11 protein-coding genes are annotated in these 11,201 nt (G+C 65.2%); all 11 read right to left on the bottom strand.

The genetic code is table 11. The features are described from left to right. Nucleotides 1–3: 3 nt before the first annotated feature. The 11 genes from OGM61_08735 to OGM61_08785 all read right to left on the bottom strand — a co-directional run bounded on the left by OGM61_08735 (nt 4) and on the right by OGM61_08785 (nt 11,200). A complete protein-coding gene (locus tag OGM61_08735; GenBank protein ID UYI83937.1) occupies nt 4–1,248 on the bottom strand; it encodes a DNA-protecting protein DprA in 1,245 nt (414 codons plus the stop codon). A 12-nt stretch (nt 1,249–1,260) separates the two neighbouring features. Then, on the bottom strand, nt 1,261–2,016 hold the full coding sequence (locus tag OGM61_08740) for an RNA methyltransferase (GenBank protein UYI83938.1): 756 nt from the start codon (nt 2,014–2,016) through the stop codon (nt 1,261–1,263). 89 nt (nt 2,017–2,105) lie between these two features. After that, nucleotides 2,106–3,446, bottom strand: coding sequence for an HD domain-containing protein (locus OGM61_08745; GenBank protein UYI83939.1), 1,341 nt, complete (start codon nt 3,444–3,446; stop codon nt 2,106–2,108). A gap of 11 nt (nt 3,447–3,457) precedes the next feature. Next, nucleotides 3,458–4,411 (bottom strand): HD domain-containing protein, encoded by a 954-nt coding sequence (locus OGM61_08750; GenBank protein UYI83940.1) that lies wholly within the window; start codon nt 4,409–4,411, stop codon nt 3,458–3,460. Between the two features lie 140 nt (nt 4,412–4,551). Beyond that, the gene (sdaAA, locus tag OGM61_08755) at nt 4,552–5,430 is read right to left on the bottom strand and encodes an L-serine ammonia-lyase, iron-sulfur-dependent, subunit alpha (GenBank protein ID UYI83941.1); all 879 of its coding nucleotides are present in this window, start codon (nt 5,428–5,430) and stop codon (nt 4,552–4,554) included. Further along, the gene (gene sdaAB / locus OGM61_08760) at nt 5,427–6,095 is read right to left on the bottom strand and encodes an L-serine ammonia-lyase, iron-sulfur-dependent subunit beta (GenBank protein ID UYI83942.1); all 669 of its coding nucleotides are present in this window, start codon (nt 6,093–6,095) and stop codon (nt 5,427–5,429) included. Before sdaAB ends, sdaAA begins: the two co-directional genes overlap by 4 nt. A 154-nt stretch (nt 6,096–6,249) precedes the next feature. After that, complete coding sequence (locus OGM61_08765) at nt 6,250–7,524, bottom strand: L-serine ammonia-lyase, iron-sulfur-dependent, subunit alpha (GenBank protein ID UYI83943.1); 1,275 nt, start codon at nt 7,522–7,524, stop codon at nt 6,250–6,252. Nucleotides 7,525–7,657: 133 nt separating this feature from the next. Beyond that, nucleotides 7,658–8,182 (bottom strand): VanZ family protein, encoded by a 525-nt coding sequence (locus OGM61_08770; protein ID UYI83944.1) that lies wholly within the window; start codon nt 8,180–8,182, stop codon nt 7,658–7,660. Nucleotides 8,183–8,220: 38 nt separating this feature from the next. Next, the gene (locus OGM61_08775) at nt 8,221–8,727 is read right to left on the bottom strand and encodes a flavodoxin (protein UYI83945.1); all 507 of its coding nucleotides are present in this window, start codon (nt 8,725–8,727) and stop codon (nt 8,221–8,223) included. Between the two features lie 41 nt (nt 8,728–8,768). Further along, nucleotides 8,769–9,218: a hypothetical protein gene (locus tag OGM61_08780; GenBank protein UYI83946.1), complete on the bottom strand. Its 450-nt coding sequence runs from the start codon at nt 9,216–9,218 to the stop codon at nt 8,769–8,771. Between the two features lie 221 nt (nt 9,219–9,439). Continuing rightward, nucleotides 9,440–11,200 (bottom strand): NFACT family protein, encoded by a 1,761-nt coding sequence (locus OGM61_08785; protein UYI83947.1) that lies wholly within the window; start codon nt 11,198–11,200, stop codon nt 9,440–9,442. Nucleotide 11,201: the final 1 nt, after the last annotated feature.

An 11,201-nucleotide genomic window follows, 5' to 3' on the forward strand; every position in this document is an offset into this window, starting at 1 on the left:
GGTCTACTCCAACTCCTTATGATTCTGCGCAGTGCCTGCGCGTATATTTAATGAAAAGCGTTTGCCCGGCTCCTGCCGGACGACGCCGCGGATCTGCAGCACGGTCAGCTCCGCGAGCACCTTACTCGCCGGCAGCTGCGTCTTTTCGATGATGAGGTCCACCTGTGTGCCGGGCGCATCGATCGCCGCGACGATCTGCAGCTGCTCGGTCGTGAGCGACTTCAGCTGCGCTTCCAGGTCAATATATGCCTCCGACTGCGGCTTGTCAATCCTTTTCTCCGCGACCGGGCGGCGCACCTGTGCAAAGCCGCTGCCCATCTCCGGCGGCGGTTCAGGCGCCTGGGTCTCGGGCGCGGGCGCGATATTTTCCCGCAGCGTGCCGGGAAACATGCGGCGAAAATCGCTCAGCACATCCCACGCGCACGTGGCCGGACGGGCGCCGTCCTTGAGCAGCGCATTGCTGCCGGCCGAGGCGCGGGAGTCCGCGTTGCCGGGCACGGCAAAGACCTCCCTGCCCTGCGTGACGGCATCGTCGGCAAACAGGAGCGCGCCGCTTTTCTCCGGTGCTTCGACCACGACCGTCGCCACCGCGAGACCGGACGTGATGCGGTTGCGCAGCCGGAAGCCAAAGCGCGGCACGGACATATTCGGCGCAAACTCGCTCACAACGGCGCCGCAGCGCGCGACCTCCTGCGTGTATGCACCCGCAAAATCCAGGTTGATCGCCGTACCGGACACGCCCACGCAAATGCCGCCGGCGTGCAGCGCGCCCTCGGCGGCCGAGCGGTCGATCCCGGCGGTGAGGCCGGAGAGCACGATACCACCGTGCCGCACGATCTCGAAGCCGAACTTGCGCGCGGTGCGCACGCCATACGGCGTTGCGCTGCGCGTGCCGACCACGGCGACGGCCGCGCGGTCGTCGAGCTGCGGCAGCGTGCCGCGCACGTAGAGCACGAGCGGCGGGTCGTAGATCTGCAGCAGGCGCTGCGGATAGGCGGCGTCCTGGATCGTCAGGATGCGGATATGCTCCCGGTCACAGATGGCGAGCGCGCGGTTGGCATCCTTCATGTCTTTATCCAGCAGCAGACGGAGCTCCTCCGGGCGCAGCGGCACACGGACACGGTAATCCGCCTCCGTGGCAAAATATACATCCCGCGGCGTGCCGAAATGCTCCACGAGCGCGAGCTTCATCTTCGGGCGCACGCCAAAGCGCATGGACAGCCAAACCCAGTATTGCAGCTGCGACATTTGCGCGCCTCCTCACATCCCGGTGCGGGCGATCTCCCACATGACGACCGCCGCGGCCACCGCCGCATTGAGCGACTCCGCCCCCGGCTGCATGGGGATGATGATCTGCCCGTCGCACTGTGCGAGCAGCTGCGCGCTCAGGCCGCGCCCCTCGCTGCCGATCGCCACGGCGGCCGGCGAGAGCGGCACGCACCGCAGATCCTGCGCCGCATCCGTCAGCGCCGCGCCGTAGAGCTTCAGCCCGCGGGCATGCAGCAGCTGCAGCAGCTCGTCCGTCGTGCACGTCAGCACCGGCTGGCGGAAGAGCGCGCCCATCGCAGCGCGCACGGTCTTGGGGCTGTAGAGATCGGCGCACGCGCCGGTGAGCACCACGGCATCCATGCCAAGGGCGTTCGCCGTGCGGATGACCGTTCCGACGTTGCCGGGATCCTGCACGCCCTCGAGCACGATGACGTGCCGCAGCGGCTGCGGCAGGCGCATCTCCGGGAGGCGCACGGTAAAGACCGGGCCGGGCGAATGCATGAGCGGCGAGGCATAGGCGACGAGCTCCGCGTCGGCCGTATACTGCGCAGCGCCGTCCGGCAGCGGGAACGCCGCCGCATCGCGCCAGAGCACGGACGTGACCTCCGCGCCGAACTGCAGCGCCTCGCGCAGCAGCTTTTCACCGTCGCAGACGTACTCCCCCGCGTCCCGGCGCACATCCTTATCCCTGGCCAGCGCGCGCAGGTGCAGGATATATTGATTTTTCCGCGACCGAATCTGCTCCATAAACCTGTTCTCCGCATATTCCATTACAATGTAATTCAAATATGTTCTTCATCTTATAACATCGCTCCACAATTTTCAAGTCCCGAGTTTCAGGAATTTGCAAAGCGCTGCAAATTTTCCGCCGCATACCCCAGCAGCGCGGCCCTGTCGTTCGGCAGCGTCTCATCCATGACCGCGTCCAGACACGCCTGCAGCGCCGCGCCGACCGCCCGGCCGCGCAGGCCGAGCGCGAGCAGATCATCCCCGTTGACCGCGAGGTCTTTGAGCGAGAAGCAGGCATCCGCCGCGAGCAGCTCGTCGAGCACGCGCTCCGCCTGCCGGTACGTCTCCACCCGGCCGGCACAGATGGCCGACTGGCCGCAGGTATCGGCAATGTGCAGCTCAAAAAGCTGCCGCACGGTCTCAACGCCGAGCTTGTTCATCAGCCGCCGGATGGGCTTTGCCTCCGGCGCGATGGGCAGGTCGTGATAGCGGATGAGCTGCATGATGCGCGTGCGCCCGGCCGTGTCAAAGCGCAGGCGCGTGAGAATGCCCTCCGCCAGCTCGGTGCTCTTGGCCGCGTGGCCGTAAAAATGGCCGACACCATCCGGCCCGAGGGAAAAGCACGGCGGCTTGCCGACATCGTGCAGCAGCGCCGCCCAGCGCAGCACCGGCTCCGGCGGGATGTGCTCCACGACCGCGGCCGTGTGCAGCCAGGCGTCCCGGTCATGGTGCGGGTTGTGCTGCGCAAAGCCGAACATCGGCCGCAGCTCCGGGATCGGGACGGCCAGCACATCGGAAAATTCCCGCAGCACTGCGTCCACGTTCTGCCCGCAGAGGAGCTTTGTCAGCTCGCTGCGCACGCGCTCCGCCGCGAGATACTGCAGCAGCGCGCGATTGCGATGGATGGCCGCCGCCGTCTCCGGCGCGATCTGAAAGCCGAGCACGGACGCAAAGCGCAGCGCGCGCAGGATGCGCAGCCCATCCTCCTGAAAGCGGCGGCCCGGCTCGCCCACGCAGCGCACAACGCCGCGCGCAATGTCCTCCGCCCCGCCGCAGACGTCGACCAGCCCCGTGCGCGGATGGTAGGCCAGCGCGTTCATCGTGAAATCGCGGCGCAGCAGATCCTCGCGCAGGCTGCGCGTAAAGCGCACGGCGTCCGGCCGCCGGTGGTCGGTATAGTCCCCGTCGACGCGGTAGGTCGTGATCTCAAGCGGCAGGCCGTCGAGCAGGACGGTCACGGTGCCGTGCCTGAGCCCCGTCTCGATGAGCCGCTCGCCGGCAAAGACGCGCTCGACCTGCGCGGGCTCGGCATTGGTCGTGATGTCCCAATCCCCCGCCGCGCAGCCACGCAGCGCGTCGCGCACAGCCCCGCCGACGACATAGGCCTCCCAGCCCGCCGCCGTGAGACGATCGAGCGCCGTATGCACTTGTGACGGCAGGGTCAGCATGGGCAGCCTCCTTAGTTGTGGTGATAGATCTTCTTTTCCAGCGCAAAAATGCGGGCACTGAAGCTGCCGGCCGGCACGGTCGGCAGCGTTTCCGCATAGATCTCCATGCGGCTGTCGATGAGGTCAATGTATGACAGCAGCTCCGCCTCCGCGCACATGGGCCGCACGGCCGCGCCGAACTCCGGCTCGCCGTGGTGCGAGAGCAGCAGGTGCTGCAGCAGCATGGACTTTTCCTCGGGAATGCCAAGCTCGCGCGCGGCGTCCGCGACCTCCTGCGCCCCCATGACCAGATGGCCAAGGAGCTGCCCGGCCGTGGAGTACTCCGTCACGATGCCGAGATCGGAAAACGCAAACTCCCGCTCCTTGCCGAAATCGTGCAGCAGCGTGCCGGTCAGCAGCAGGCTACGGTCAATGACCTCCGGATACAGGCCCGCGAGAAAATCCGCCGTGCGCAGCATGTTGTAAGTATGCATCAAAAGGCCGGACAGGAAACTGTGGTGCACGCTCTTCCCGGCCGGAATGCGCCGGAATGCATCGAGGTGCCGCGCCAGCATCGTCTCGGCCACGCTGCGGTAATCCGCGTCCGTGATCGAGGCGACCAGCCGCTGCACGTCCGCCAGCGCGGCGTCCGCGTCGATGGGCGCCGTCGGCACGAGCAGCGCCGTGTCATAATCGTCCGCCGCTTCGGCCATACGGATGCGGTGGACGCTGATCTGCAGCGCACCGCGGTATTCCGAGACGCTGCCGCGGATCTTTACGACGCGGCCGGTATCGTCCGGGCGCGCGCCGATCGGGCCGCTGTAGTTCCAGATCTTGATCTCCACGCTGCCCGTGCGGTCGCAGATCGTACCGCTGAGAAACGGTTTGCCGTTGTTCGTCGTCTTGAGCGCCGCCGCGCGCAGAATATAAAAGCCCTCGACATCCATGCCGGGGAGCATATCCGCAATGGGTTTATTGAATTCCATGGCTCCGCCTTTCCGCCCGCAGAGCGGGTCGTTCGTTCTATAGGATAACTATACATTGCCGTGATTTTGCCCGTCTGTCAAGCCTTTTCCCGCAAAAATCCGCCCCGCCGCCGATGGCTCGGCCTGCGGGACGGAGGCATTCAGTGTTCGGCGCGGGCGATCCGCTCGGCCGCCTGCCGGCCAGTCGGCGTAGCGGCAAGGCCGCCGAGGCCGGTCTCGCGCAGGCTGGCCGGGAGCGCATCACCGACCTCGCCCATGGCATCGATGACCTCATCGACCGGGATGCGGCTCGTGATGCCGGCGACGGCCATATTCGCCGCGCTCACGGCATTGACCGCACCGATGACATTGCGCTTGACACACGGTACCTCGACCAGGCCCGCGACCGGGTCACACACCAGGCCGAGCAGATTGCCGAGCGCGATGGCGTACGCATCCGCGCACTGCTGCGCCGTGCCACCGAGGATGTGCGTCAGCGCGGCCGCCGCCATGGCGCTGGCCGTGCCGATCTCCGCCTGGCAGCCGCCCTCCGCGCCGGCCACGCTCGCGCGCAGCGCCGTGACCTGGCCGAACCCGGCCGCGATATACAGCGCCTGCAGGATCGTCTCCTCCGGCACGTCCCGCTCCTCTGCCAACGGGATCAGCACCGCCGGCAGCACGCCGCAGCTGCCCGCCGTGGGCGCGGCGACGATGCGCTTCATGCACGCATTGCACTCGGCCACCTTGAGCGCCTGCTCCGTCACGCGCTGAAAATACGTCCCGCCGAGGAGGCGGCCGGCCTCCGCCGCCGCGCGGAATCTGGCCGCGTCGCCGCCGATGAGCCCGCTGTTGGAGCGGTCGGATGCGCAGTACTGCCGGCTCGACTGCTGCATCGCCGTCCAGAGCGCCGCGATCTGGCGGTAGGACGCCGCAGCGTCATAGCCGTTTTCCTGACAGTCCGCATCACGGATGACGGCATAGAGCGGCTGCCCGCTCTCCTGTGCAGCCGAAAGCATGGATGCAATGCTCGAAAAGCTCATACCGGTTCCTCCTGATTAAAGATCGTGATCTTCTGAATGCCCTCGATGTGCGACAGCCACTGCTCGATATCCTTCGGGATCGGCTGGTCACACTCGAGGATCATGACCGCGTAGCCGCCCTGCTCGCTGCGGTAGAGCTGCATGGTGGCGATGTTGACGTGCCGCTGCATGAGCGCCGCCGTCACGGCAGCGACATGGCCGGGCGTGTCCTGATTGTGGACAATGAGCGTGTTGTGCTCACCGGAAAAGTTCGTCTCGATACCGTCGATGGAGCAGATGCGGATGCGCCCGCCGCCGATGCTCTCGGCCACGATGTCCAGCGTGCGGCCCTTGGCGCCCGTGAGCTGCAGGCGCGCGGTGTTCGGGTGCGCGTTGCGCAGCTGCACGTTCCGGAACGAGAACGTCAGCCCCTGCTCCGCCGCGACGGCAAAGCTGCCCGGAATGCGCAGATCGTCCGGCTGCATACCGAGCAGGCCCGCGATCAGCGCGCAGTCCGTGCCGTGGCCATGACCGGTCAGGGCGAAGCTGCCGTGCAGCGAAATGTCCGCGTGCACCGGCCGGTCGCCGAGCAGTTTGCGGGCCGTCAGGCCGATGCGCACAGCCCCGGCCGTGTGGCTGCTGGACGGGCCGACCATGACCGGCCCGAGAATATCAAATAAACGCATGGCGCGCCTCCTTGGGTATGCAAATCTTTTGCAAAATGAAATATGCGGTATTATACGCGCTCGGCGCGCAAAATGCAATGCCGATTCTCCGCCGGTGCGAAAATTCGGCGCAAAAATGCCGGCCGCCAACCGGCAGCCGGCAATATTCGGCGGATCAGTGCTCCTGGATCATCATGCGGATGATCGTGCGGTCGGTCTCGCGCATGCCCTCGCTCGCAAGTGTGCCGATGTTGCGGATCGTGTTCTCCACGCCCTTGACGACGATGCCGTCGCCGCCGTAGAACTGGCTCTCGTGCATCTGCATCTGCATACCCAGCAGACCCGCCTCGACTGCCGAGGCGATCTTGGCCGCGCAGCTCGCCTTCGCGCCGTCGCAGATCATGCCGGAGTCGATAGCGATGGCGTTGACGATGGTGTGCGCGATCTCACGGAACTGCCCGCCATACAGATACGTCACGCCCGCGGCCGCGCCGCAGCCGGCCGCCGTAGCGCCGCAGTAGGCGGACAGGCTGCCGATGCCGGTTTTCAGATGGATGGTGACGAGGTTCGACACCACGAGCGCGCGGTAGAGCATCTGCTGCGTGACGCCCAGCTCCTTGGCATAGACAATGACCGGCAGTGACGCTGTCAGCCCCTGGTTGCCGCTGCCGGAGTTGATGACCACCGGCAGGTCGCAGCCGTTCATGCGTGCATCCGACCCGGCCGCGGCGTAGGCCTTGGCGCGGTTGTGGATGCTCATACCGTAAGACTGCAGCAGAATACGGCCGATGTTCGCGCCGTAATCCCCGCGCAGGCCCTCCTCGGCGATGGCCCAGTTATAGTCGATCTGCCGCTGGAGCGTCTCCTGCACGTCGGCAATGTCCACCTCGTTTGCAAAGGCGATGATGTGCTCGACCGTCAGCAGACTGCGGTCAGTGGCGTGCTGGCTGCCGGACTCCTGATAGTCCTTGTGAAACTGCACGACGCCGTTTTTCTCGATACGGATCACGTTCGTGTGATAGCCCGCGATCTCGACGGACGCGCTGTCCGCCCCCGCCGTGACGCGCACCTGAATGTCGAACACGTAGTCCTTGTCCGCGCGCCGGACGGTAAAGGCAGCCTGCTGCAGATAGGCGCCCACCGCATCCACCTGCTCCGGCGTGAGGCTCGCAAGTACCTGCAGCTGCGCGTCGGCATTGCCGGAAACGATACCCGCCGCTGCGGCCGCCGCAATGCCGCGCTGGCCGTTCGTATTCGGCACAATGACGCTCTTGACGTTTTTGATGATGTTCGCGCTCGCAAGCACCTCGACCGTCTCCGGCAGCGCGCCGAGCGTCCTGCGGGCCAGCGCCGCACAGTAAGCCACGGCGATCGGCTCTGTACAGCCCATGGCGGGCTGCAGTTCCTCTTTCAGGATCGCAACGTATTCGCGATAGATCCGCTCGTCCATGTTTCTCTCCTCCGATTTTTGTTTTTTCTCCGTTTTTGACCGTAAAATTCCGCTTTTTGTAATAGTATAACGAAACAGCGGCACATTTTCAACAAAAAAGATACCGGCAAAAGCACCGGTATCTCAAGGCAGGTCAATCTTCACGTTTTTTCCTGCAGGCGTGCACGATCGCCCAGAGCGCATAGCCGAGCACGCCTCCGGTCGTGTTCGTGATGACGTCCGTAATGTCCGAACTGCGGAATGCGTGCAGCAGCGGCTGCACGACCTCGATGCCGACACTGAGCGCCAGCGTCAGCAGCAGGCAGCGCCAGAAGCTGCACCGCCTGCCGCGGCAGCTGCGGCACAGCGGCAGCAGCACACCGAACGGGACAAACAGGGCGATGTTCAGCACGATCTGCCGAACATAATCGCCATGGCGGAGAATGACATCCTCAAACGGCGCCATGTGCATGGGGATATACGGATGGTCAAAGCAGAACGGCAGCGCCGCCAACACCGGCATGAGCGTGAAGCGCGCAATGCTGGCGAGGCAGCCATACATGAGCGTATAGACGAGCAGCGGTCTTTTCCCCAGCCGCCGCCACTTCGGCAGCAGCCAGATGCCGTAAACGGCCGCAAGCACTGCCAGGTCGATGAGTATTTTTGCGTTTCGGCTCATGTACGGCCTCCTTCTCTCTGCTGCCCGGAGCGCACACGTTACCCGCGCAGCCACTGCTCCAGTTTCGGTTTTGCGCTGTCCACCGCGCTGCCGCGCAGCGACAGGCCGCGCGCGACCCGCGCGCCCTTCGCCGCCCGCTGGATGTCCTGCTCCGTGTTCGACAGGCCGCTGCCCTCATTCGTGCAGAACGGATGGATGGTTTTCCCCTGCCAGTCATAGTGCTCAAGAAAGGTGTAGACCGCCATCGGCATGGTACCGCAGTAGTTCGGATAGCCGAGGTAGATTTCTTCATAGTCGTCCAGACGCTCCGGCAGCGCCGTCAGTTCCGGACGGGCATTGGCGCGCAGGTCGCGCCGCGCCTCGGCGACGCAGGTGTCATAGTCGTCCGAATACGGCACCTTCTGCTCGATGTGGAACAGCTCCGCACCGGTGAGTTCGGCGAGCAGCCGCGCCGCCTTCTCCGTGTTGCCGACGGCGATGGCGCGGTGCGTCCCGGAAAAATAGTTCTCTCCCGCGCGGGAGTAATAGGCAATGAGTTTTTTCATAAGGATTCCTCCGTTTTCTGCCCTAAAAGGATATGTGTACCTCACGGATGCGCATACACATCCGCGTAATCGTATAAGGTCTCGCGGGCGCAGCGATCCGCCTGCCGCTCCAGTCTGGACTCGTCCGCAGTCTGATACCCCACGGGATCGCGCACCCATTGAAAATAATGCGTCAGCTCGTGCGCGAGCGAGCGCAGGATCGATGCCAGCGCACTGTCCTGTCCCCACGCTGCAAGCATCTGCGGGTAATCTCCGACAGCAAGGCGGATATACGGCTCCTGTTTCGGATCGCTGGGGCCAAGAAATGTCCCGCAGGCCAGATCGCCATCCCGGCACAAAAGCCGCTCGGCCGCCCGCACATAGACCGGCACGCGCACAGTGAACGCGTACTGCGTCTGCAGCCAGCGCACAAACTGCATAAGGGCGCGCCGCACCTCCGGGTCAACGCCCGGATCGAACCGCAGCCGGATGCCTCCGCGGCGTCTGGGCATCGCTGCGCCCTGCCCGGGCGGGCAGCTCCATGATCTGCGCATTGCTCCCTCCATAGCTCGTCAAAGTCTCCGGCAACGCCGGATTGAACCCACATTGCCGCCAAAAGCATACCGCAGTTTTCCGCATCCGTCAACCGTCCAACCAGTACGCGAAAAATTGCTGCAATATACCGCAAGAGAAACAGAAAAAGCTCCCCCGCCGGGGGAGCTTTTTTGCTGCCTTAGCGCACGCGCAGGCGCTCCACGAGCGCCTCATTGCTCTCGGCCATGCAGGTCTGGTAGTCCGTATAGAGCACCATGCCCGGCAGCGCGCCGGACGGCTTGCGCACGAAGCGCGCCATGGTGTAATCCACCGGTGTCTTCCCGCCGCCGCGCGCCTGCGAATAGTATACGGCGAGACTCGCCGCCTCGGCGATCGTCTGATCGTCCGGCGTTGTGTCGTGCGCGCGGATGATGACGTGCGAACCGTGTACCTTCTGCACATGCAGCCAGATGTCCGTGCGGCGGGCGGTGCGGTGCGTCAGCTCGTCATTTTGCGTGTTGGAGCGGCCGACGAGGATCTCATACCCGGTGCTCGAAACGAAGGCGAGCGGCGCGCGCTGCGCCGTCTTTTCCTTTTTGGCATTGCGCGGCTGGCGCAGATACCCGGTCGCGCGCAGCTCGGCGCGGATGTCGGCAAGGTCGCGCTCGCTCTCGGCGCGCGCGAGCTCATCGAGCACACTGTTGAGATAGTCGAGGTTCCGGCTCGCCTCCGCGATCAGGCCGGTCAGGTGCTGTTCGGCCGTTTTGGCCTTGCGGTAGGACTTATAGAGCGCGGCGGCGTTCTCCTGCGGGCTCTTGCGCGGGTCCAGCTCGATCGTCACGTCCGGGCAGCCCTCGGCGTAGTAGTCCTGCACCGTCACGGTGCGGTCACCTTTCTGGATACGGTAGAGGTTGGCCTTGATGAGGTCGGCCTTCTGCCGCAGGGCCTCGCGGTCGGCGCAGCGCAGCAGGTCCGACTGCTGGATGGCCAGCTTTTTGGCCGTGCGGTCGCGCAGGGTGCGCACCTGATGCGTCAGCTCCTGCGAGCGGCGGCGCATGGCCTCCGCCTTGTCGCGGCGGAGATAAAATTCGTCCAGCAGCTCGGAAAACGAGCCGCAGCCGCGGCATTCCAGCGCGTCCTGATACTGCAGGATCGGCACGGCGGAAAAATCCTTCGGCCGGTCGCCGTCGAGCAGCATGGTGGGCACGAGATTGTTCGTCTCGACCGAGAACACCAGCGCGTCCAGCTCGTGCTCCAGGCGCGCGCGCTGCGCATCGTCCAGCCGCTCGAGCCGGGGGCTGGCATCGCCGAGCGCGCGGAAGCACACCTCCCGGCACAGCAGGGGCGACACGCCGGAGAACAGACCCAGCAGCCACTTATCAAGCGTCGCCGCAGTGACCGGGCCGGAGAGCAGCTGCGCGCGCTGCTCCGGCGTCGTGTCAAACAGGACCGGCTTGTCCTGCCGCAGCGGCAGGCGGTAAAACATGCCCGGCTGCACCTGGCGCGTCTCGCTCATGGAGGAATCCACGCGGCGCATGCAGTCGATGATGTGCCCGTCGGCGCTGACGAGGATGACGTTCGACTGGCGGCCAAGCATTTCAACAATGAGCTGCTTTTTGACCGGCGTGCCGAGCTCATCGCGCCCGTCGAGATCGAGAACGAGCATGCGCTCGAAGTCCGGCTGGGAAATACCCGTGATGCGCGCGCCGACCAGATGCTTGCGCAGAAGCATGCAGAACATCGGCGGTTCGGCCGGATTTTCAAACGTGCCGGCCGTGAAATGCACCCGCGCGCTGCCCACGCCGCCGTGCACGAGCAGCTTCGCGTTGCCGCTCTGCGTGCGCACGGACAGCAGCAGCAGGTCGCGCTCCGGCTGCTGCACCTTGTCGATGCGCGCGCCGGTCAGGCTCTGCGTCAGTTCCTGCGTCAGGCCGTGCAGAAAAACTGCGTCCATTGGCATG

It is taken from the genome of Clostridiales bacterium, from assembly GCA_025757645.1.
Lineage (GTDB): Bacteria > Bacillota > Clostridia > Oscillospirales > Oscillospiraceae > CAG-103.